The 21,096-nt window shown below is 71.4% G+C and carries 19 protein-coding genes, 1 pseudogene and 1 riboswitch; of the genes and pseudogenes, 8 read left to right on the plus strand and 12 right to left on the minus strand.

Going from position 1 to position 21,096, the window contains the following annotated elements:
- Positions 1-98: 98 nt before the first annotated feature.
- Positions 99-815, minus strand: a complete 717-nt coding sequence (locus ACIRL2_RS36230) for a GNAT family N-acetyltransferase (RefSeq protein WP_395860763.1) — start codon at positions 813-815, stop codon at positions 99-101.
- A gap of 221 nt (positions 816-1,036) precedes the next feature.
- Positions 1,037-1,132, minus strand: a complete 96-nt coding sequence (locus ACIRL2_RS36235; RefSeq protein WP_402237999.1) for a putative leader peptide — start codon at positions 1,130-1,132, stop codon at positions 1,037-1,039.
- 230 nt (positions 1,133-1,362) lie between these two features.
- A riboswitch (SAM riboswitch) is annotated at positions 1,363-1,474 on the plus strand.
- 35 nt (positions 1,475-1,509) lie between these two features.
- Here ACIRL2_RS36235 and ACIRL2_RS36240 point away from each other — a divergent pair.
- From ACIRL2_RS36240 to ACIRL2_RS36250, 3 genes are all read left to right on the plus strand, one after another.
- A complete protein-coding gene (locus ACIRL2_RS36240; protein WP_395860759.1) occupies positions 1,510-1,692 on the plus strand; it encodes a hypothetical protein in 183 nt (60 codons plus the stop codon).
- Positions 1,693-2,075: 383 nt separating this feature from the next.
- A complete protein-coding gene (locus tag ACIRL2_RS36245; RefSeq protein ID WP_402238002.1) occupies positions 2,076-3,302 on the plus strand; it encodes an LLM class flavin-dependent oxidoreductase in 1,227 nt (408 codons plus the stop codon).
- A 61-nt stretch (positions 3,303-3,363) separates the two neighbouring features.
- Positions 3,364-4,731, plus strand: coding sequence for an NtaA/DmoA family FMN-dependent monooxygenase (locus ACIRL2_RS36250; protein ID WP_402238004.1), 1,368 nt, complete (start codon positions 3,364-3,366; stop codon positions 4,729-4,731).
- Positions 4,732-4,797: 66 nt separating this feature from the next.
- On the opposite strand, the gene glpK is transcribed toward ACIRL2_RS36250, so the two are convergent.
- The 4 genes from glpK to ACIRL2_RS36270 form a co-directional block, all read right to left on the minus strand.
- A complete protein-coding gene (gene glpK, locus ACIRL2_RS36255; protein WP_395860753.1) occupies positions 4,798-6,312 on the minus strand; it encodes a glycerol kinase GlpK in 1,515 nt (504 codons plus the stop codon).
- A gap of 78 nt (positions 6,313-6,390) precedes the next feature.
- Positions 6,391-7,200: an MIP/aquaporin family protein gene (locus ACIRL2_RS36260; protein ID WP_395860985.1), complete on the minus strand. Its 810-nt coding sequence runs from the start codon at positions 7,198-7,200 to the stop codon at positions 6,391-6,393.
- A gap of 44 nt (positions 7,201-7,244) precedes the next feature.
- Positions 7,245-8,945, minus strand: coding sequence for a glycerol-3-phosphate dehydrogenase/oxidase (locus ACIRL2_RS36265; protein ID WP_402238048.1), 1,701 nt, complete (start codon positions 8,943-8,945; stop codon positions 7,245-7,247).
- A 188-nt stretch (positions 8,946-9,133) separates the two neighbouring features.
- On the minus strand, positions 9,134-9,808 hold the full coding sequence (locus tag ACIRL2_RS36270; RefSeq protein WP_402238007.1) for an FMN-dependent NADH-azoreductase: 675 nt from the start codon (positions 9,806-9,808) through the stop codon (positions 9,134-9,136).
- A gap of 345 nt (positions 9,809-10,153) precedes the next feature.
- Here ACIRL2_RS36270 and ACIRL2_RS36275 point away from each other — a divergent pair, with 345 nt between their 5' ends.
- Together ACIRL2_RS36275 and ACIRL2_RS36280 are read left to right on the plus strand one after the other, a co-directional pair.
- The gene (locus ACIRL2_RS36275; RefSeq protein WP_402238010.1) at positions 10,154-11,320 is read left to right on the plus strand and encodes an alpha/beta hydrolase; all 1,167 of its coding nucleotides are present in this window, start codon (positions 10,154-10,156) and stop codon (positions 11,318-11,320) included.
- 236 nt (positions 11,321-11,556) lie between these two features.
- A complete protein-coding gene (locus ACIRL2_RS36280; RefSeq protein WP_395860748.1) occupies positions 11,557-12,051 on the plus strand; it encodes an Asp23/Gls24 family envelope stress response protein in 495 nt (164 codons plus the stop codon).
- Positions 12,052-12,145: 94 nt separating this feature from the next.
- On the opposite strand, the gene ACIRL2_RS36285 is transcribed toward ACIRL2_RS36280, so the two are convergent.
- From ACIRL2_RS36285 to ACIRL2_RS36305, 5 genes are all read right to left on the minus strand, one after another.
- Positions 12,146-13,237, minus strand: a complete 1,092-nt coding sequence (locus ACIRL2_RS36285) for a glycosyltransferase family 4 protein (RefSeq protein ID WP_402238013.1) — start codon at positions 13,235-13,237, stop codon at positions 12,146-12,148.
- A 315-nt stretch (positions 13,238-13,552) separates the two neighbouring features.
- The gene (locus tag ACIRL2_RS36290; RefSeq protein ID WP_402238016.1) at positions 13,553-14,266 is read right to left on the minus strand and encodes a tRNA-dependent cyclodipeptide synthase; all 714 of its coding nucleotides are present in this window, start codon (positions 14,264-14,266) and stop codon (positions 13,553-13,555) included.
- Between the two features lie 409 nt (positions 14,267-14,675).
- Positions 14,676-15,458, minus strand: a complete 783-nt coding sequence (locus ACIRL2_RS36295) for an SAM-dependent methyltransferase (protein ID WP_395860742.1) — start codon at positions 15,456-15,458, stop codon at positions 14,676-14,678.
- A gap of 157 nt (positions 15,459-15,615) precedes the next feature.
- A complete protein-coding gene (locus ACIRL2_RS36300; RefSeq protein WP_402238019.1) occupies positions 15,616-16,395 on the minus strand; it encodes an alpha/beta fold hydrolase in 780 nt (259 codons plus the stop codon).
- Entirely contained in the window at positions 16,392-17,363 is a 972-nt protein-coding gene (locus ACIRL2_RS36305) for a universal stress protein (protein ID WP_395860738.1), read from the minus strand. Before ACIRL2_RS36305 ends, ACIRL2_RS36300 begins: the two co-directional genes overlap by 4 nt.
- A gap of 505 nt (positions 17,364-17,868) precedes the next feature.
- Here ACIRL2_RS36305 and ACIRL2_RS36310 point away from each other — a divergent pair.
- The 3 genes and pseudogenes from ACIRL2_RS36310 to ACIRL2_RS36320 all read left to right on the plus strand — a co-directional run bounded on the left by ACIRL2_RS36310 (position 17,869) and on the right by ACIRL2_RS36320 (position 20,373).
- Positions 17,869-18,686: pseudogene (locus tag ACIRL2_RS36310) on the plus strand (SDR family NAD(P)-dependent oxidoreductase).
- A gap of 417 nt (positions 18,687-19,103) precedes the next feature.
- Positions 19,104-19,691, plus strand: a complete 588-nt coding sequence (locus ACIRL2_RS36315) for a hypothetical protein (protein WP_402238022.1) — start codon at positions 19,104-19,106, stop codon at positions 19,689-19,691.
- Between the two features lie 187 nt (positions 19,692-19,878).
- Entirely contained in the window at positions 19,879-20,373 is a 495-nt protein-coding gene (locus ACIRL2_RS36320) for a peptidylprolyl isomerase (RefSeq protein ID WP_395860734.1), read from the plus strand.
- A gap of 145 nt (positions 20,374-20,518) precedes the next feature.
- Here ACIRL2_RS36320 and ACIRL2_RS36325 read toward each other — a convergent pair whose 3' ends face one another.
- Complete coding sequence (locus ACIRL2_RS36325; protein ID WP_395860732.1) at positions 20,519-21,037, minus strand: Lrp/AsnC family transcriptional regulator; 519 nt, start codon at positions 21,035-21,037, stop codon at positions 20,519-20,521.
- Positions 21,038-21,096 lie beyond the last annotated feature (59 nt).

Genomic DNA, 21,096 nt, shown 5'->3' on the forward strand with positions numbered 1-21,096 from the left:
GCGTCGCGCACATCAGCGGTACGCACACCGGCGGGCCGCACCCGATCGCGGGCGGCCCGCCGGCCCGCCGGCCCGCCGGGCCCTGAACGACCTCGCCGCTAGCCCCGCGCCACGCCCTCGGCCGGCTCGTCGGCCGGAACGCGCACGGCGACGAAGGCCGGGGTGCGGCGCAGTCGGAAGCCGAGGGACTCGTACAGGCGGATGGCGTTCACGTTCTCGGCCGCGGCGTGCAGGAACGGTGTGTCGCCACGTGCGGTGATGTGCGCGACCAGCGCGAGCACCAGCCGGGTGGCCAGACCCCGTCCGCGCCGGGTCGGATCGGTGCACACCGCGCTGATCTCGGTCCAGCCGGGCGGGCGCAACCGTTCCCCGGCCATCGCGACCAGCGCGCCGTCGTGTCGAACGCCCAGATACGTGCCCAGTTCGATCGTGCGCGGCAGGAACGGGCCCGGTCGGGTACGGGCGACCAGATCGAGCATCTCGGGCACGTCGGCGTCGGTGAGCCGGACGAGCGAGTCGTCGGGTATGCCGAAGACCGCGTCACCCACCAACTGCACACCGCGCATCCGCATCACCACCTCCCACGCCGCGGGCGGCCGCAATTCCTCGCCGTCGGCCAGCGGTACGACCGCACCCGGGCCGGCGAGCGCGGCCAGATCCGCCCAGTCCGCCGGACCGGGGTCGTCGGGCAGAGCCATGAACGGCGCCACGTCGGCGCGATAGCGCACGACCCGGCCCTTGCGTTCGGCCAGCCCGGCGTGCGGGCCGGTCAGGGACGAATAGGCCACGTTGTCCAGCACGCGCACATCGTTCATGGCGTGCCGACCGTCGACCGGGCTCGGGACATCGTCGATCCACTCCGCTCTCGCGTCACCAGGGGAGGAAGGGCCGGATCGGCCGGTGCCCACGCGCCCGATCGGGCGACGCCACACCGAACACCCTTGGCCCTGCCGGGAAAAGGCCACCGCGGGCACGTCGAGGGACCGACCTGCCGATCCCCTCGGGACCCGCCGGCCACGGCACCGGTCGGAACGGCTCAGCGGGAGCCGGGCAGGCCGAAGCGACACGCGGCACTGCTCACCCGCAGCAGGTCGATGTGCCTGCGGGTCGCCAACCGGATCCTGGCCTGCATGATCGGCAGGCTACGAGCTTGATCGCGCCCCGTCAAAGGGCTTCCACGGTGTGACACCGCGACCCGCGTCGCCCGCGGCCGCGCCGGATCCGCCCCTTCGGGGCGCCGATCCGGGAGCGGCAAGAGGCATGCCCGGCCGCGTCGTTGCCACCGTCCGGGTCGATGGACAAGACCCGGCGGGCTGCGTTAGCGTCGCGATGTCGGCCGATACCGGTCGGCGCCGCAGTACGTGTCACGAGTGCCGACATCGAGCCCCGGCTGGTCGGCCGGCAACCCTCCTTCGCGACGGGGTGCCCCGGGTGAGGACACGGCCGCGCGTCACTCGCGGGGCAATCGCGGGGCCCGCCTCGACGGGCCCGGGGCAAGGGGACGATGTCATGAGCAGGTGCGTGATCGCGGTGGAGCACCGCGCCGCCACCATGCCCGCCGTCCCGACTTCGGCCGGCCGCCGGGAGAGCACGATCGGCACCCGCGGGCGGCGCGCGACGTCGCCCCGGACCCGGCTGACCCGGCGCCTGTTCATCGATCTGCGCCGCTCCGCCGGCTCCCTGTGTCACTGATCCACTAGCACCCGCCACCCCGAGCCGTACGCGCCGCGAAGCCGCGGCACCGCCCGCCCGAGGTCGCGTCACCGTGCCCGTCCGCCGTCGAGCCGGCTCCGCCATGGACGCCTGCTCCCGGACGAACCCGCCCTGAAATCCCGAGTGTTCGGCACCCGCCGAACGCTCGGGAGCGGGCGCCCACCCGCCGCCGGGCACCCATGAGACCCCTTCCCGGCCGACCATCGCACGGAGCAGGCCGCCGGGCGATCGGCCGCGCCGTGTCGTGCCGCCCGCCCGTGACTCACCGTCGTCACCCGCGGTCGTCCCCATCGTCACCGCTCGCCGCTGCCACTCACTGTCGCCGACCACCGTCGTCATCCACCCGAAAGCGAGATTTACCGATGACCACCCCGAACACCCCCGTCCCCACCCCCCTGCATCTGGCCCTCGCGCTGGACGGAGCCGGTTGGCATCCCGCCGCCTGGCGCGAACCCGACGCCCGCCCGGGGGAGTTGTTCACCGCCCGCTACTGGACCGACCTGGTCGCCGAGGCCGAAGCGGGCCTGCTCGACTTCGTCACCATCGAGGACGCGCTGTCACCCCAGTCCACCCGCTTCGACGGCTTCGACGCCCGCACCGACCAGGTCCGCGGCCGGCTGGACGCGGTACTGATCGCCTCCCGCGTCGCGCCGGTGACCGAGCACATCGGACTGATCCCAACGGCGACCGTGACGCACACCGAGCCCTTCCACGTCTCCAAGGCGATCGCCACGCTCGACTACGTCGGCCTCGGCCGCGCCGGGTGGCGTGCCCAGGTGTCCCGCCCGGCCGAGAACACGCACTTCGGCCGCCGCGAGCACGCGCCGTTCTCCCTCGAGGACTACCACCGACCCGAGGTGCAGGCGGCCGTCGCGGAGAGCTTCGCCGAGGCCGAGGACTTCGTCGAGGTGGTACGCCGACTGTGGGACAGTTGGGAGGACGACGCGGAGATCCGCGACGCCGCCACCGATCGGTTCATCGACCGCGACCGGGTGCACTACATCGACTTCGTCGGGTCCAGGTTCCGGGTCCGCGGGCCCTCGACCGTGCCGCGCCCGCCCCAGGGCCAACCCCCGGTCACCGTGCTCGCCCACTCCACCGTGCCGTACCGGCTCGGCGCCCGCTCGGCCGACGTCGTGTACGTGACGCCGCGCGACCACGACGACGCGCTCGCCATCGTCACCGAGATCCGCACCGAACAACGCGCCGCCGCACGCGAGTCGGAGACCGTGCACGTCTTCGGCGACCTGGTCGTCTTCCTCGACGACACCGCGACCGCGGCCCGCGAGCGCAAGGCCCGGCTGGACGACCTCGACGGCACCGAGTACACCAGTGACGCACATGTGTTCACCGGCACCGCAGCCGAACTCGCCGACCTCCTCCAGGACTGGCAGCGCGCCGGCCTGACCGGATACCGCCTGCGCCCGGCCGCGCTGCCGCACGATCTGCACGCGATCACCCGCGAGTTGGTGCCCGAACTGCAACGCCGCGGCGTCTTCCGCACCGAGTACACGGCCGGTTCGCTGCGCACCCGACTCGGCCTGCCGCGCCCGGCGAGCCGCTACGCGACGCCCACGGCCGCGGCGTGACCCGCGCCGAGTCCACCAGCCCCACCGCCGTCCCGGCAATCGTCCGAAGGGACCCATCCCGATGAGCACGTCGCGCAAACAGATCATCCTCGGCGCCTACGTGGGAGGCGTGAACCACCACACCGTGTGGTCCGACCCCGAAGCCGGCAGCCAGATCGACTTCTCCTCCTTCAAACACGTCGCGCAGACCGCCGAACGCGGCCGATTCGACTTCTTCTTCCTCGCCGAGGGCCTGGCCCTGCGCGAACGCCTGGGCCTGATCTTCGACCAGGACATCGTCGGACGCCCCGACACCCTGCCCGTGCTCACCGCACTCGCCGCCGTCACCGAACACCTGGGCCTGATCGGCACGGTCAACGCCACCTTCAACGAACCCTACGAACTGGCCCGCCAGTTGAGCACACTCGACCACCTCTCCGGGGGCCGAGCCGGCTGGAACGTGGTCACCTCCTTCGACGCCTTCACCGGCGCGAACTTCCGCCGCGGCGGCTTCCTGGACCGCGAGGACCGCTACACCCGGGCAGCCGAGTTCCTGGCCGCCGCCCGCGAACTGTGGGACTCCTGGGCGGCGGACGCGGTGGCCGCCGACCGGGCGGCGGGCGTCTTCCTGCGCGATCCCAAGGCCGGCGAATTCTCGTTCACCGGCGAGCAGTTCGACATCGCCGGCCGGTTCGGCACACCGCGCAGCCCGCAGGGCCGGCCGGTGATCCTGCAGGCCGGCGTCTCGCCGCAGGGTCGCGACTTCGCCGCCGGCGGAGCGGACGCGATCTTCTCCCCGTACCACCGCTTGGACGAGGCCCAGGAGTTCTACCGCGACATACAGGCCCGGGCCACCCGCCTGGGCCGGCCCGCCGGTTCGGTCAAGCTGCTGCCGTCCGCGTCCTTCGTGCTCGGCGAGAGCGAGGCCGACGCCGTCGAGCGGCACCGCGACATCACCCGGCGCCAGATCGGCGGACGCACCGCGCAGATCCTGCTCGAGACGGTCTGGAACCGCGACCTGTCCGGCTACGACCCGGACGGACCCCTGCCCGACGTGGAACCCGACCCCGACGGACCGCCGGTGATCCGCGGTCGCGCCCGGATCGCCGAGGACGCCCACCGCAGGGTGGCCGAGTGGCGCGCACTGGCCGAGGCCAACTCGTACTCGCTGCGCGACCTGGCCATCCACGTGTTCGGGCGCACCGAGTTCGTCGGCACCCCGGAACAGGTGGCCGAGCGGATCGACACGTTCGTGCAGCAGGACGGCTCGGACGGATTCATCCTGGGCTCGCACCTGACCCCCACCGGCCTCGACGAGTTCGTCGACAAGGTGGTGCCGCTGCTCCAGGAACGCGGCTCGCTGCGCGCCGAGTACACCGGCGGCACCCTGCGCGAGAACCTGGGCATCGGGCCGGTCCGGGAGGAGGGCGCCGCGGCACGCGTGGCGTGAGACCCGGTCGGGTGGATCGCGGCGCCGCCCGCCCGGGCGACCCCGCGATCCACCCGACGGCCGGCCTCACCCGTTCGGCACCCAGTCCAAGGTGCGCTGCACCGCCCGCTTCCAGTCCGCGTAACCGCTCTCCCGGCGCTCGCGGTCCCACTCCGGCTCCCAACGGGCGTCCTGGTTCCAGTTGGCCCGCAACTCGTCGGTGTCGCGCCAGAAACCGACCGAGAGACCGGCGGCGTACGCCGCGCCCAGCGCGGTGGTCTCCGGGACGGTCGGCCGGATCACCGGCACCCCCAGCACGTCGGCCTGGATCTGCATGCACAGGCTGTTCTCGGTGACCCCGCCGTCCACCTTCAGCACGCTCAGCCCCACACCCGAGTCCTTGGCCATCGCGTCGACCACGTCACGACTCTGATAGCAGATCGCCTCCAACGTGGCCCGGGCGATGTGGCCCACGTCGTGATAGCGGGCCAGGCCGACGATCGCGCCGCGCGCGTCGCTGCGCCAGTACGGCGCGAACAGACCGGAGAAGGCCGGCACGAAGTACACCCCGGCCGTGTCCTGGACCTGGCGGGCCAGCGTCTCGCTGTCCGCGGCCTTCTTGATGATGTGCAACTGGTCGCGCAACCACTGCACCGCCGACCCGGTCACCGCGATCGAGCCCTCCAGGGCGTACACCGGATCCTGCCCCGCGAAGTGGTAGGCGACCGTGGTCAGCAGACCGTGCTCGGAGCGCACGATGCGGTTGCCGGTGTTGAGGAGCATGAAGTTGCCGGTGCCGTAGGTGTTCTTCGCCTCGCCCTCGGCGAAACACACCTGCCCCACCGTGGCCGCGTGCTGATCGCCCAGCGTGCCGGTCAACGGGATGCCCACGAGCGGACTCGTGTCGGGCGACTCGCCGTAGCCGTCCGGGTAGCCCGACGGGCGAATGGTCGGCAGCATGCTCCGCGGGATGTCGAAGAACGACAACAACTCCTCGTCCCAGTCCAGCGTGCGCAGATCCATCAGCATCGTGCGCGAGGCGTTGGTGACATCGGTGACGTGCACCCCGCCGCGGACCCCGCCGGTCAGGTTCCACAACAACCAGGTGTCGATGGTGCCGAAGATCGCGTCGCCCCGCTCGGCGTCTTGGCGCACCCCGTCGACGTTCTCCAGGATCCACTGCACCTTGCCCGCCGCGAAGTAGGTCGACGGCGGCAGGCCCGCCTTCGCCCGGATCACCTCGCCCCGGCCGTCCTGCTCCAACGCGTGGGCGATCCGGTCGGTCCGGGTGTCCTGCCACACGATGGCGTTGTGGTACGGCCGGCCGGTGCGCCGATTCCACACCACCGTGGTCTCGCGCTGATTGGTGATGCCCAGCGCGGCGAAGTCGGCGGGCGTGAGGTTGTACTGGTTCAGCCCACTGGAGATCACCGAACGGGTGCGCTCCCAGATCTCCACCGGGCTGTGCTCCACCCACCCCGCGCGCGGCATGATCTGCCGATGCTCCAACTGCTGGCGTCCGACCACGTTGCCGGCATGGTCGAAGACCATGAAACGGGTGCTGCTGGTGCCCTGATCGATTGCCGCGACGAAATCCGCCATCTCCAACCCTCCACTGTGGCGACGCCGACCCCGGTGCCGTGGCCGCGCGACGTCGGATCTGCCCGTTGCGTACGTCGGTCAGTCGGCTTCGACCACTCTGCCCGGCGGTTGCTCCGCCGCGGGCAGGAACGGCGCGATCAGCCGTTGATACAGGGCCGCCCCGATCAGGCCACCGAGGAACGGTCCCACGATCGGCACCCAGAAGTAGAGATTGCCGTACTGGTCGCGCCAGGCTCCGCCGTACCCGGTCAGGAAGCTGGCCAGCCGAGGACCGAAGTCGCGGGCCGGATTGATCGCGTAGCCGGCGTCGGTACCGAACGCCATTCCGATCGCGACCACCAACAGGCCCGTCAACAACGCACCCAAATTGGCCTTGGGCGCGGTATTGAGCACGTCCGTGAGTGCCATGATCACCAGCAGCAGGATCGCGGTACCGATGATCTGGTCGCGCAGCGCGCCCCACTCGCTGACCGGGAATGTGCCGTTGCCCGGCAACGTCGAGAAGACGGTCTGCGTCTTGATCGTGTGCCCGGGATCGGCTTGGGCCAGCACCTCGGTGTAGTTCCAGCGCACCAGCAGCGCCGCGACGAACGCCCCGGCGGTCTGGGCGACCGCGTACGGCGCCACCTTGTGCCACGGGAAGCCGCGGAAGGCGGCCAACGCCACCGTCACCGCCGGATTCAGATGCGCGCCCGAGGTGCGGGCGGCGATGTACACCCCGAAGGTCACCCCCAGACCCCAGGCCCAGGCGATGCTGTCGTGATCACCCAGGTCCGCGGCCACGACCTGGGCCACCACGCCCGTGCCGAACAGGATCAGCACCATCGTGCCGACGAACTCGGCGATCAGCTCACCCCGGAGCGCCCACCGTCCACTCGGCGGGGACACCGGATCCACCCGCCGGGCTCCGGTGTCCCGCGCCTCGCCCGAGCTCACGGCGCCGGGACGATGTCGGGGGCACCGAGCCGTGCCGCGTCGGCGGTCAGGTCGTCCGGTTGCCGCTGAGCGTCGCGTTCGGCCTCCACCCGTTTGCCGTAGTGCGCGATCTCGTCGAGGATCTGCTGCTCGTTCCACCCCAGCGGCCCGGCCATCAGGCGCGCGGCGATCTCCGCCGCCTCCACGCCGCGATCCCAGGACTCGATCGAGGCGCGGGTGCGTCGGGTGAGCACGTCGTCCAGATGGCGCGCGCCCTCGTGGGTGACCGCGTACACCACCTCGGCCCGCAGATAGTCGTCCGCCCCGGGCAACGGCTTGGCCAACTCGGGATCCTGCTCGATGAGTTCGAGCACCTCGCCGATCATCGAGCCGTACCGGGACAGCAGATGCGCGATGCGGGCCACATGCAGTCCCGATGCCTTGGCCAGGCTGTGTCGGCGATTCCGCAACGCCTGGTAGCCGTCCGCGCCCAACAGGGGCACGTCGTGGGTGACCGACGGGCCCGGATACGCGCCGTCCAGCGTGCGAACCGCCTCGTCCACGGCGTCCTTGGCCATCACCCGATACGTCGTGTACTTCCCGCCCGCGATCACCACCAGGCCGGGCACGGGATGGGCGACCAGGTGCTCCCGGGACAACTTGCTGGTCTCGGCCGCGTCGCCGGCCAGCAGCGGACGCAGCCCCGCGTACACCCCCTCCACGTCGTCCCGGGACAGCGGCGTGGCCAGCACCCGGTTGACGTGCTCCAACAGGTAGTCGATGTCGCGCGAACTCGCGGCGGGGTGCTGCTTGTCCAGGTCCCACGGCGTGTCGGTGGTCCCGATCAGCCAGTGTCGACCCCACGGGATCACGAACAACACGCTGGCCTCGGTGCGCAGGATCAACCCGGACCGCGAGTTCACCCGATCCCGCGGCACCAGCACGTGCACGCCCTTGGACGCGCGTACGTGGAACTGGCCCCGGGTGTCGGCCATGGCCTGCGTGTCGTCGGTCCACACACCCGTCGCGTTGATCACCTGCTTGGCGTGCACCTCCAACTCGCGGCCGGACTCGACATCGACCAGCGTCGCGCCGGTGACCCGTTCGCCCTGCCGGAGGAAGCCGGTGACCCGGGTCCGGTTGGCCACGTGCGCGCCGTAGGCGGCGGCCGTACGGGTGATCGTCATGGTGTGCCGGGCGTCGTCGACCTGCGCGTCCCAGTACTGCACCGCACCGATGAGCGCGTCCGCCTTGAGGGCCGGGACCTCGCGCAGCGCGCTGTGTCTGGTGAGGTGTCGATGATGGGGCAGTCCCCGGGAGTTGCCCGAGGTCACGCCCATCGTGTCGTACAGGAGCACGCCGGCGCCGACGTACAGTCGCTCCCATCCGCGATGGGTCAGCGGATACAGGAACTTGACCGGTTTCACCAGGTGCGGGGCCAGCCGTTGCACCAGCAGACCACGCTCGCGCAGCGCCTCCTGGACGAGCCGGAAGTCCAGCATCTCCAGATATCGCAGGCCCCCGTGGATGAGTTTGCTGGAGCGGCTGGAGGTGCCGCTGGCCCAGTCACGGCCCTCGACCAGACCGACACTCAGTCCCCGGGTGACGGCGTCGAGCGCGCATCCGGCACCGACGACACCTCCGCCGACGACCAGGATGTCCAGTTCGCGGCCGGACCCCAACGCGGTCAGGGCATCTTCGCGGGCCTTCGGCGACAGGGCGACGGGCTTCACGTCGGACTCCTCGGCAGGGAAACGCTGGTCCCTACATTCGATGGCCTCCGCCCGCGCCCCGCACGTCGAGCGGTGCCCGGTTGTGGGCCGGGCGGAGTAACGGCCGACCGATCCGGGGCGCGGGCGGATCGGGTGAGGTGGGTCGTCGTCGACGATGGCCGGCACCGGAACGGTCAGCGGATGGGGGGCCGCGCCGGTGCGGGGGGCGCGGCGGACGACGCGGCCAGGGACGTCAGGGTTTCGTACGCGCGGGTCAGCGACTGTTCGGCCAAGGGCTTGAGAGCGGACATCGCGGGGACGGTGGTGGCCAGGGTCAGTTCGGCGTGGACGAACTCCAGGTCCTGAGCGAGGCCGATCGAGCGCAGGACGGCCCGCAGGTACGGCTCCTGGTGGTCCCAGCCCTCGCGCGGCGTGCCGGGCGCGTACGACCCGCCCCGGCTGGTGACGACGACCACGGATTTGCCCGCCAGCGGGCCGGGGCCGCCATCGGGCGTGACCATGTTGGCCGGTGTGACGACGCGGTCCAACCAGGTCTTGACCGTGGACGGGATCGAGTAGTTGTACATCGGCACGCCCATCACGACGGTGTCCGCGTCCCGCAGTTCGGTGTTCAGCAATTCGGTCAGGGCCCGCTCGTGCGGGGGTTCGCCGTGCTCGCCGCTGGGATCCAGGAGGGCTTCGCGGACGGCGTGGGTGATGTGCGGAACGGGGTGGGCCGCGAGGTCTCGGTGGACGTAGCCGCCGTCCGGGTGTCGAGCGCGCCACCGGGCGGCGAAGTGGGCGGACAGGTCACGGGATACCGAGCCGGTCCGGCGAATGCTCGCGTCCAGATGCAGGAGGGAAGGCATGTACGACCTCGAATCGCGTGTGGGAGGAGGCGGATCGGCGCCGTCCCTGCCGGGCTGCGGCGCACGATGACGACCGTAGGGATTGACGTCGGTGTCAGGGCAAGCCCGCTCGGCGGCGGAGCGGTGTCGTACCGCCGCCGGCGGAGATCGCTCGCCGGCTACGGCGCAGGTTTACCCGCGATGTCCACCGAGGACGGGACGACAGCCGGCGGCCGGTCGGCCAGGGTTGCGCCTGGCCGCGCCCGCGTGCGGCGGGCACCGCGATTCACCCGAGTACCAGGGGCTTTCATGGATGGAACCGACAGAACAATGGCACCGGCTCGACCGAGACGGAGCAGGCGTCGTGTGCGTCGCCTGTGGGGCGCGTTCGCCGTCGCGGCGGCGTTGACGCTGACCATGGTGGGCTTGCCGACGCAGGCGCAGGCGTTCCCACCGCCGCCCGCGCCCGCGTTGCCGGCGGCGAACTCGAACGGCATCACGGTCACCCAGTGGACGAACTCGAACCTGCTCAGCGACCGCAAGATGTTCGACGCCACGATGACCACCTCGGCCATCATGACGCCGCGCGGCGGCACCCCCACGATCGATCCCGTCAAGGTGCCGGTCAAGGTGCGGATCTGGTTGCCGGACGACTACGTGAGTGATCCCGCCAAGGCGTACCAGGTCCTGTATCTGCTGCACGGCGGAGCCGGGGACTTCGAGCAGTGGTCCAAATCGGACGCGGGCGACATTCTCGATACCATCGACCGCCGAACGTTCAAGGGCATCGTGGTAATGCCCGAGGGCGGCAAATCCGGTTGGTACACCGACTGGGCGGGCCACACCCGGGGAAACTTCGCCCCGATGTGGGAGACCTTCCACATGCGGCAGCTGGTGCCCTGGATCGACGCGAACTTCAATACGGTCGCCAACCGTTCGGGGCGCGCCGTCGCGGGCTTGTCGATGGGTGGGCTCGGCGCGCTCAGGTACGCGGCCGATTTCCGGGAGCAGTTCTCCGCGGTGGGCGCCTTCTCCGGGGGTACCACCCTGGGTGACGACGGCGCGATGAATCGGGTGGCCGACTCGATGCTCGGCTACGGCGCGGCGACCTCCTGGAACGGTCTCATCGACCCGAACTACCGGGTGTACGGCAGCGCGTGGGAGCGTGCCGAGGCGGTCTACGGCCCGCGGGCGAACTGGGCGGCGGTCACCCCGGTCGGCATGGCCCAGGCCGGGAAGTACTCGGGCTACGCGGGCAAGTTCGCGATGTACGCGGGCGGCGCGGACGCGCAGGGGCATCCCAGCGGGCAGGGCGAGTCCGACATCAAGGCGTGGAACGACCAGTTGCGTGCGGCCATCGGCACGTCGTTCACGCCCCGGTACTGCACGGGGCCCGGCGAGCACACCTTCGACTACTGGCGCAACGACCTGCGCGACTTCGTGCAGTACGTGTACGGCGGCACACCGCCCGCGCATTGCACGGAGAACGGGCGTTCCGGCAACACGGGCAACATTCCGTGGGTTGCCGGCTGACCCTCGGCACTCGGCCCGGCCCGCACCTGTCGGCTCCTCGACGGTGCGGGTCGGGCCGGCGCGCTCCGGATGGTGAAGCAAGTCGGCTTACTCAGAACGGAGTTCGGCCTGAGGCAGGTGCTGCGCGGACGAGTCGGACGAGTGCGGGCGACAGGATTGAGCGTGGGAACGCGGGGCAGACGGGCGGACACAGTGCCCGCGACCGGCGGGCGCGAGCCGGAGAGGGGTCGCGTGTGATGCCCGAGCTGAGGGACGTGAGGGACACGGCGGCGGTTTCGCGGGACGTCACGGTCGGGGGGCCACTCGTGCCGGGTGCCCCGGGACGAGTGCAGCGGATGCCGACGGCCGACGCGGCGCGCGGGCGTACCGCGATCGCCGACGCCGTGGTCGCGAAGATCACCGGTGTGGCCGCGCGGGAGATCCAGGGCGTGTACGCGCTGGGCGGTTCGGTGGCGCGAGCGTTGGACGCGGTGCGACAACGCGTTCCGGGCGGCCGGCCGAACGTGGCGCACGGGGTGAGCGTCGAGGTCGGGGAACGACAGTGCGCGCTGGACCTGAACCTGGTCGTGGAGTACGGCGTGCCCATCGCCGAACTGGGCCAGGCGGTACGAGCGCACATCATCGAGACGGTCGAACGGCTGACCGGCCTGGAAGTGGTCGAGGTGAACATCGCCGTGGACGACATCCACCTGCACGACGGCGACCAGCACGCGTCGGCTCGGGTCGAGTAGGCGCGCGCTCGGTCGCGGCGGCCCGGTCCACGCTCGCGTACCCGCATCCGGCCGGGAGCGGCCGGTATTCGCGGGACTCGGCCCGGCCGTTCGCTCAGCCGTCGCGGTAACCTCGGCCGCGGGTACGGCGAAAGGCGTCGCGGTAGGCGGCGCGGACCGCGGCGGTCACGGCGTCGGCGTTCGCGAGCCGGGTCAGGCGGTCGTGGCCGGCCCGGCCCAGGCGTCGTCGTTCGTGCGGGTGGGTCAGGAGGGTGTCGAGGGCCTGGGCGAGGGCGGCCACGTCGGTGGGTTCGACCAGGACACCCGCGTGGCCGTGGTCGAGTTGGTGGGGAATGGCGCCGACCGTCGTGGCCACCACCGGTACGCCCGCGGCCATCGCCTCCAGGACGACCAACGGGGCGCCCTCGGTCAGCGAGGGCACGCACAGGACGTCCAGGGCGGCCACCGCCGCCGGGCCGTCCGTGCGCATACCCCGGAAACGCACCCGGTCGCCCAACCGCAAACGCCCGGCCAGCGCGTGGAGTTCGCCGCGCAGTGTGCCGTCGCCCACGATGGTGAAGGCTACTTCGGGATGCCGATCCGCGATTCGGGCGGCGGCGCGCACGAAGAACTCGACGCCCTTCTCGCGCTCCAACCGGCCCACCACGCCCACCGTCACCGGCGAACCGTCCCCGGACGGATCGGTCGCCATCGGGGGGCCGAACACCGCCGTGCCCACGACTCGGACCCTGGACGCGGGAACCCGGTCCACGGTGCGCAGCCGGTCCGCGATCTGTTCGGAGACGGCCAGCACCAGCGCGCATCGGCGGTACAGGGGCCGGCTGTAGGCGCGGGCGAGGGGGCCGCGCCAGGACGCCATGCTGTGCTCGGTCACCACGACCGGGACGCGGGCGATTCGGCCGGCGAGGGCCGCGGCCATCGTCGCGGCGTGCACGTGCGCGTGTACCAGGTCGAACCCGCCCGCCCGGACCAGCCGCGCGATCCGCAGCGCCAGCATCGGGCTGACCAGGCGGGCCACGCGGCGCCTGCCCAGCACCACGACGCGCACGCCCGCCGCGGCGAGTTCGGCGCCGGCCGGCCCGTCCTCGGTGCAGGCCAGCACCACCGCGTGCCCGTGTGCGGCCAACGCGACGGCCAGGCCCGCGACTTGTCGCTGCGCGCCGCCGATGCGCAGGTCGTCCACCACGAGCAGTACTCGTAGCGGTGCCCGCCCGCCCGCGCGGCATTGCCCGCGCGGCGCCCCCCTGGCCCCGATCGTCGCCCCCCAAGTGCACGGCCGCCGCAGTGTCGCGCCCCCGTCCTACGAGCATGTCCCTTCTCGGGCGCCGGGGGAGGCGAGAGTCGAATCCGGACCGATCTCGACGAGGGTCGGCCGTATTGTCTGCGGGGGCCGGAATCTATTGTCGGCCCGCACGGAAAACAAGACCCGTGCGTGCCGGGCAGGGGCGGTCGGCCCGCCGTGCGCGCGGGCGTTCGATCGCCGGGGCCGGGGCCGTACTCGCTATTCCGCGCCCGCGCCGTTCGGTCCGGGGCGCGCGGAGTCGGCTTCGGGGGATCTCACCACGGCGTAGCCCTGGCCGGGCGCCGGGCGCAGTGCGGTGGACGAGCCGGAGATGAAGGGGGACAGCAGGTCCATCTCGCGGTGGTAGACGAACAGGGAGGACTTGGTGCCGAAGATGTTCGGCCCGTCCAGGACCAGGGGCAGCTCGGCTATCGCGTAGCCGACGGCCTGGTCGATCTGCTCCTCGGTCGGCTCGCGGCCCGCGAGGTGGCGGACCGCGGCGCGGGCGGTGCGGCGACAGGCACCCCGGATGGCTTCGTCCGTGTGATACGCGTCGCGTACGCGCTTGAGACAGCGCTGGTAGGCGGGCCGCTCGGACAATTGTGTCCAACTGTGCAGGTGTAGGTCCGGGTCGGGCACCCCGGCGCGTTTGAGGCCGCGCCGCGCCGGCGCGCGTAGTCGGCCGACGGCGTAGCGTGCACGGCGGACGGCCTCCGCCGGTTGCGCGCCGGCAGCGGCCAGGGTGTGCGCGGCCTCATCGCCGGGAACGAACACGTCCACCCGGGCGAAGTTCGCGGATGCCCATCCGACCAGGGCCTCGACCACACGCGGCTTGTAGTAGCTGTTCCAGGGGCTGAGTCCGATCAGTACGTGCTCGGCACGTTCGAGGACACTCCGGCTTCCGTGGGTACACGGCCACACCACGAATCCCATATCGATCGACTCCTTCTTCCCGTTGCCTCAAGGATTCCACCGATGACCGATGACGCCCGCGCTCACGGCCGGCCGGCCCGACCGCGCGATATCGACGATCGGCGCGCGGGGGCCATTGATGTTGTTGACCGGGGGGCGTGTGTCGAACCGCTCACCATCGGTGGCGGACGCCGGTGTGGGGCCGAGAAGACGCGCAGACACGGCCGGGCCGGGCGTGCGGGCGCGGGCCGGGCTCGCGCGCGGCTGTGCTCGAACGCTCGGCTCCATGAGCTCCGTGGGGTCCGTGCGTTTCATGGGCTCGATGGCGGCGCGCGGCACGGTGATGTGGCTTGGGTGCGGGCCGAGGCCACGCGCCGGTTCGGTGGCCTACCTCGACGGGGCACGGCCTGCCCGAGACTGCCGGCGTGGTTCAGCGCACGCGACCCATGGCCGCGAACATGTTCGTCTCCTCGACGCCCACCGGCGTTTCGCCCTCCGCGGGGCGCCAGTGCTGCATGGGCACCACACCCGGCTCGATCAGGTCGCAGCGGTCCGCGAACAGGGCCGCCAACTCGTCGCGGGAGCGCAGGTACATCGGCACGCCCCGGCGCGTGTACACCTCGGCCAGCGCGGTGGACCCTACCGCGAGGTCGGCGGTCGCAGCGGTGATGGCGAGGTAGCTGCCCGGTGCCAGGGGAGCCGTCAACTTCTCGATCAGGCCGGCGGCATCCTCGACGAACTGGAGCATCGCGATCACCGTCACCCCCACCGGTCGGCTCAGGTCCAGCGTCGCGCACAGTTCGGGCGTCGAGAACAGGAGGTCGGGCTCGCGCATGTCCGCCTCGACATAGGCCGTGCGGCCTTGCGGGGAACTGGACAGCAGGGCCCGGGCGTGCACCAGCACGATGGGATCGTTGTCCACGTACACCACGCGCGACTCGGGCGCGGTCTCCTGTACGACCTCGTGCAGATTCGGCGACGTGGGAATGCCGGTGCCGATGTCGAGGAACTGGCGTATGCCGCCCTCGGTGGCCAGCCAGTGCGCCATCCGTCGCATCACCGCCCGGTTGACCCGCATGCTCGTCCACAACTCGGGCCATACCTTCAGCGCTTCCTCGGCCGCCTCCCGGTCGGCGAGGTAGTTGTCCTTGCCCCCCAGGACGTAGTCGTACATCCGAGCCGAATGCGGAACCGTCGTGTCCACCTGAACCATGTCGGCCACTCCTGCCTTCCCACCGGTTACGCGCCGACATCGGTTCGCGTCCGGGCGCGCATCCAAGGAACGTATAAGCGCTTCCCGGATCGGACAACCGGCGTGGCGCATTCGTCCGCTTTGAACTCGGCATTCGTTCGCCAAGCCGTTCGCGGCCTCACCCGCTGCCACCCGCGCCGGTCGAGGAGCTGAGCGCGTGGACTGCGGCGGCGACCGCCTCGGGAGCGGAAATCATGGGCAGGTGGCGGGACTTGGGGATGATCGTCGGTGCCGGCGCGCCGATGCGCGCGGCGGTCTCGGTCGGGGTGCCCGCGTCGAAGACGTCGTCGTCGGCGCCGAAGACCACCGACTTGGGCACGTGCAGTTCGTGCAGTTGGGCCAACCGTCGGGCGGAGATGCCCAAGACCCCTTCGCCCAGCATGCTCCACAACGCGCCCTCTGCGCCTGCCACTTGGAAGGGGCGCCGCCATTCGTCGACACCCGCGCGGTCGAGCCTGGGACACTCGGGCCCGCACTGCGAGTCGTACATCCTGCGGATCAGCCCATCGACGCCGAGTCCGATGCGCAACAGGCTGGTTCGGAACGGATCGATCAGGACGTACTCGAGTGCGGCAGGTGGTCCGGCACCGGTGTCGAGCCCGTCGCCGTCCAGGAGCACTACTCCACCGATCCGCTCGGGTGCGCGCAACGTGGCCTCGGCGACGATCGCCGCGCCGCTGGAATGGCCCACCAGTATCGGTCGTTCGTCGGGGCCGCCCAGGCGCATGGCGTCGAGGAAGCCCAGGAGTTGGCGAGTCAGGTGGTCGACCGTGTACGGGCCGCGCCGTTGGCTGTATCCGTAGCCGGTGAGGTCGAGCGCGTAGACGCGATGATTCCGGGCGAGGATCGGCGCCGGCCGTCGGGCATCGGGCCGGTCGCCGCCGGCCGCCGGAGTCATCCGGTGTCGGTCGCCTGCGGGACGATCACCAGGGGACCCGGGGCGTGGTGGATGAGGCCGTGGGTGACCGATCCGAGGAGCATGCCGCGGAAACCGCCCACCCCTCGGGTGCCCACCACCAGGCACAACGCGTCCTCGGCGGCGTCCGCGAGGGAACGGATGCGATGGCCGAGGATGGTGATGCGCTCCACGGGCACGTCCGGATACTTCTCGCTCCAACCGGCGAGCGTCTCGCCGAGCCGGATCAACCCCTCCTCGACCTCGGACTCGCTGCCGAACGCGGCGACCATGTTCGCCGTCGGCGGGCGTACCTGGACCGCGCGCAGCGAGGCGCCGCGTAGCGACGCGGTCTCGAAGGCGTAGCCGACGGCGCGTTCGCAGCCGGGCGAGCCGTCGATCCCGACCACCACCGTCGGCGGCACGCCGGCGGCGGCTTCGGGGCCGCGGACGACGGCCACCGGACACGGCGCGTGTGCGCTGACCGGGACGGCGATGCTGCCGGTCGTGAAGAGCTCCGCGAGGGCGGACAACCGGCGCGACCCGAGGACGAGCATGGACGCGGCGTGCGCCTCGGCCCGCAGTACCTCCACCGGCCGGCCCTCGACCGTCTCGGTACCCACCTCCAGTGCGGGGTGCCCCGTCGCGGCCACGGCCCGCGCCTTGTCCAACAGCGCGTCGTCGGCCGCGTGCCGGCGCTCGGCCCAACTGAGGCGGGGTACCGACATCCCGGCCTCGGGGTAGGTCTCGACCGACCAGTCCAACGCGTGGGCCGTACGCAATCGGCCGTCGTGGCGGGTCGACCGCGTCGAGGCATCGGCCTCCGCCGGGTCGACCGGCCATTCCGACGCGTGCACGAGCCGCAATGGCAAGCCGTGTCGTACGGCCTCGTCCGCGGCCCAGCCGACGGCGAGCATGCCCGCCGCCGAATTCTCCACTCCGGCCACCACGGGCCGACGTCCGGTTGTCATGACAGCTCCCGATCACCCTGGGGAATCCGCCTCGATCGCGGTGCTGTCTACCACTGTCTCTCGGCGAGTGCCCCGACGGCGCGGCCACCGCTCTCGGGACACCTGTGGGTCGCCGCGGCGTCGCGGTGGGTAGCCCGCCGGAGGCGGCCGTGAGGCGAGGAAGGCCGTATATCGGCGTCGTGTCACCGGTCGAACCCGTACGGTGAGGACCGTCGAGCCGAGCCGCCTTCGCGCTTCGGCGTCTTCGAGGGCGGCCCGTCCGGATCGGAGAGGGCGTCACGATGGGTGAAGAGAGGGCTGTGGGCGTGGGTCCGTCGGGCATCGACGTGGCGTAGAGCGCTTCGGCGACGCGGCGGACCCGCCCGTGTTGTTGGTGATGGGCGGCGGGGCGCAGATGATCGATTGGCCCGACGGGTTGTGTGCCGACCGGCCGACCGCGGGCTGTACGTGATCCGATTCGATGCGGCCGCCCTCCATGCGGCCGACCTCGACACCGGAGCCCACCATGTCCATCGAACGACCGCTCGACGGCCGAGTTGCGATCGTCACCGGCGCGAGCCGGGGCATCGGCGCCGCCACCGCCCGCGCACTGCACCGCGCCGGGGCGGCGGTCGTCCTCGCCGCCCGCGACACCGACGCGCTGAACACGCCGGCCGCCGAGATCGACGCGGACGGCGGACGCGCGCTCGCCGTCCCCTCCGACGTCACCGACCCCGTCGCCGTCGAACGCCTGGTGGCCGCCGCCGTCGACCGAGTCGGCCGACTGGACGCGGCCGTCAACAACGCCGCGGGCGGCGGTCACCCGCCCACGCCGCTCGCCGACGTGGACGTCGCCGCCTTCGACAGTGCCCTCACCGTCAGCCTGCGCGGCGTCTTCCTGGCCATGAAGTACGAGATCCCCGCCATGCTCGGTTCCGGCGGAGGCGCCATCGTCGACATGTCCTCCACCGCCGGGCTCCAGGCCGTCGGCGGGCCGGCCGGCTATGTCTCGGCCAAGTTCGGGCTGATCGGTCTCACCCGGACCGCCGCGCTCGACTACGCCGACGCGGCATCCGGGTCAACGCGCTCGCGCCCGGGCCGATCCACACCGAGCAACTGGAGGCGGCGGGCGAATACGCGCGGCAGGCCGCCGCGCAGGCGATGCCCATGAAGCGGATCGGCGTGCCCGACGAGGTCGCGGCGGCGGTGGTGTGGCTGTGCTCGGACGCGTCGTCCTTCGTCACCGGCGCGACACTGCCCATCGGCGGCGGCAAACTCGCCGGCGCGCCGCCCTTCCGTAGGCCCGTAGGTACTCCGCCGCGCCTGGGCGGGTCGTCTTCGTGAACCTGCTCTCGACCGGTAACTGCGGTAGCACGCAAGGCTGTTGGGGAGCGTCGAACACGCCGACCCGGGCGTCGATCGGTGTGCGGTACCGGCGGTGGCGTGCCCGACGGATCGCGGTGGGAACCGATTCGGGTCGGTGGCCATCGAAGCGGCGTGACGACGACGGAAGACGGGGGTGCCCCCGACATGGGACCCGGGATCGAGACGGAATCGCCGAGGCGGAGTCGGTGGTGGACTCGTGCCCGGGTGCTCCTGGCCGCCGGCACGCTGTGTGCGGTTACGGGTGTGGCGGCGCTCGTGTGGGAGCCTTGGGCCGACGGTGATCCGGGGCGGGGGGACGCGGGCCCGGTGTTGGTTCCGGCGAGTCGGACGTATCCGGTCCTTCCCGATCCCTACGGTGACCGGTACGACGCGAAGTTGTCCCCGAAGTTGATCCGGGAACGGCACGCCTTTCGACAGCGAGTGGCCGACGTCGTGCAGCGGCATCTGCCGCCGGGGGCGGCGATGGCGATCAGCGAGCTCTCGTTCGGCGACTATCGGGTGACGATCGACGGGAACGAGTACCCGGTCACGTTGTACATCGACCCCCTTCGGCCGGCTCGGAAGCCACCGAAGGGCGTGGTCATGACGATGCGCTCGGATCCGGCTCCCGCCCTTCGGCCGCGGATGAGTATCGACCGGTACAACCCGAGATGCCAACCCTCGCCACCTCGTCTGCCGGGCCTGGGGTGCGTCGACGGGGCCCTGCCCAACGGTGAGTACGCCGCCGTGTACTTCCCCGAGAAGACGGACGTCCCGGATTTCCGACCCGGGGCCACCGGTCCGTCGGCATCCTTCCGGTATCGCAACGCCACGGTGCAACTCACCGTCCGCACTCAGGAGAAGTCCCGCGCCTTCCCACCGATCGGCGGCGAACAGTGGCTCGGTGTGGTGACCGACCGGGACTTCATCGAACTCGTCGACTACTGGCGCGCGCATCCGAAACTGAAGGGCAACGGCTGGTGAGGGCGGATGCGGGAGGAGTCGAACCGGGACCGCGTGGCAGCGTGTCCCGGGCCGAATGCGCGCACCGGTGAGGTCCGGCGGGCCGCAGACGAATGCGGCGGATCGGAACCGGTACGGGGAGCGTTGTCGACACGGCCGGGGAAGCCGGTGCCCGGCGACCCCATGCCGGTAGGGCAGGATGGGGCACATGAGCAACGTCTACTTCGACATCACCATCGACGATGTGCCCCAGGGCCGCATCGTCTTCTCCCTCTTCGACAAGGTCGTCCCCGAGACCGCGCGGAACTTCCGCGAACTCGCCACCGGCCAGCACGGCTTCGGCTACGCGGGTTCGTCCTTCCACCGGGTCATCCCGGAGTTCATGCTTCAGGGCGGCGACTTCACCCGCGGTGACGGCACGGGCGGGAAGAGCATCTACGGCGCGAAGTTCGCCGACGAGAACTTCACCCTCAAGCACGACCGTCCGTTCCTGCTGTCGATGGCGAACGCCGGCGCCAACACCAACGGCTCGCAGTTCTTCATCACCACCGTGGTCACCTCGTGGCTCGACGGCAAGCACGTGGTCTTCGGCGAGGTCGTCGAGGGTGCGGACCTGGTCAAGAAGATCGAGGCCCTGGGCTCGCGCTCCGGCAGCACCAAGAGCAAGATCACGATCGCCGCGTCGGGCGTCGTCGAGGGCTGATCCCCCACGCCACACCTACGGCGACCCCGAACTCGCGTCGGGGCTCGTCGGTGCCCCCGGGCGCCACGTTTCGGGCCGAGTGCCCCGTGGCACCCGGGGGCTTCGCACGCCGCGCCCCACCGTCGGCCGTCGCCACCGCCTCCGCTCAGCCCTCGTCCGCGCCCTCGTCACGCGCCTTGCCGGTCGCCTCCTCGGCCGTGCCCGCGACGGCCGACAGCAGGGGTCGTTCGAAGAGCGTGCGGAGCACGATCGTGCTGCCCGTGGAGCGGATCACCGGGACCGATCGGATCCGGTCGAGCGTGTCGGCGAGATCGGTCGTCGACGCCACCCTGACCTTGATCCACATGCAGTCCTCACCCGCGACGTCGTGCGCCTCCAGCACGGCCGGCTCACGCCGGATCGCCGCCTCCACCTGATCGCGCGCCGCCTTCCCGGCGTCGAAGCGCAACGCGACGAACGCCGCCGTGCCGGCATCCACCGTCTCGGGTGCGAAGGCCGCGTGATAGCCGGTGATCACACCGTCACGCTCCAGGCGCTGGAGGCGATCGCGGACCGCCGGCTCGGACAGGTCCACCGACTTCGCGAGCGCGCGCACGGTCCGTCGCCCGTCGTTGCTCAGCGCTCGAAGCAGTGCGCGGTCGATCTCGTCGAGCTGCCGTGCCATCGAATCCCCTTGTTTCCGCGAATGTGATGGATCTACTCTAAAAAAGGCTAGCAGCCGGT

The sequence above is a fragment of the Embleya sp. NPDC127516 genome (genome assembly GCF_044765325.1).
Taxonomy (GTDB): domain Bacteria; phylum Actinomycetota; class Actinomycetes; order Streptomycetales; family Streptomycetaceae; genus Embleya.

What these genes read in the sequence shown, in the direction of transcription:
- glpK (WP_395860753.1), bottom strand. Translation starts at nt 6,312, where the DNA reads ATGGCGGATTTCGTCGCGGCAATCGATCAGGGCACCAGCAGCACCCGT.
- ACIRL2_RS36300 (WP_402238019.1), bottom strand. Translation starts at nt 16,395, where the DNA reads ATGACTCCGGCGGCCGGCGGCGACCGGCCCGATGCCCGACGGCCGGCG.
- ACIRL2_RS36320 (WP_395860734.1), top strand. Translation starts at nt 19,879, where the DNA reads ATGAGCAACGTCTACTTCGACATCACCATCGACGATGTGCCCCAGGGC.
- ACIRL2_RS36270 (WP_402238007.1), bottom strand. Translation starts at nt 9,808, where the DNA reads ATGCCTTCCCTCCTGCATCTGGACGCGAGCATTCGCCGGACCGGCTCG.
- ACIRL2_RS36230 (WP_395860763.1), bottom strand. Translation starts at nt 815, where the DNA reads ATGAACGATGTGCGCGTGCTGGACAACGTGGCCTATTCGTCCCTGACC.
- ACIRL2_RS36290 (WP_402238016.1), bottom strand. Translation starts at nt 14,266, where the DNA reads ATGGGATTCGTGGTGTGGCCGTGTACCCACGGAAGCCGGAGTGTCCTC.
- ACIRL2_RS36235 (WP_402237999.1), bottom strand. Translation starts at nt 1,132, where the DNA reads ATGCAGGCCAGGATCCGGTTGGCGACCCGCAGGCACATCGACCTGCTG.
- ACIRL2_RS36250 (WP_402238004.1), top strand. Translation starts at nt 3,364, where the DNA reads ATGAGCACGTCGCGCAAACAGATCATCCTCGGCGCCTACGTGGGAGGC.
- ACIRL2_RS36295 (WP_395860742.1), bottom strand. Translation starts at nt 15,458, where the DNA reads ATGGTTCAGGTGGACACGACGGTTCCGCATTCGGCTCGGATGTACGAC.
- ACIRL2_RS36240 (WP_395860759.1), top strand. Translation starts at nt 1,510, where the DNA reads ATGAGCAGGTGCGTGATCGCGGTGGAGCACCGCGCCGCCACCATGCCC.
- ACIRL2_RS36325 (WP_395860732.1), bottom strand. Translation starts at nt 21,037, where the DNA reads ATGGCACGGCAGCTCGACGAGATCGACCGCGCACTGCTTCGAGCGCTG.
- ACIRL2_RS36245 (WP_402238002.1), top strand. Translation starts at nt 2,076, where the DNA reads ATGACCACCCCGAACACCCCCGTCCCCACCCCCCTGCATCTGGCCCTC.
- ACIRL2_RS36280 (WP_395860748.1), top strand. Translation starts at nt 11,557, where the DNA reads ATGCCCGAGCTGAGGGACGTGAGGGACACGGCGGCGGTTTCGCGGGAC.
- ACIRL2_RS36305 (WP_395860738.1), bottom strand. Translation starts at nt 17,363, where the DNA reads ATGACAACCGGACGTCGGCCCGTGGTGGCCGGAGTGGAGAATTCGGCG.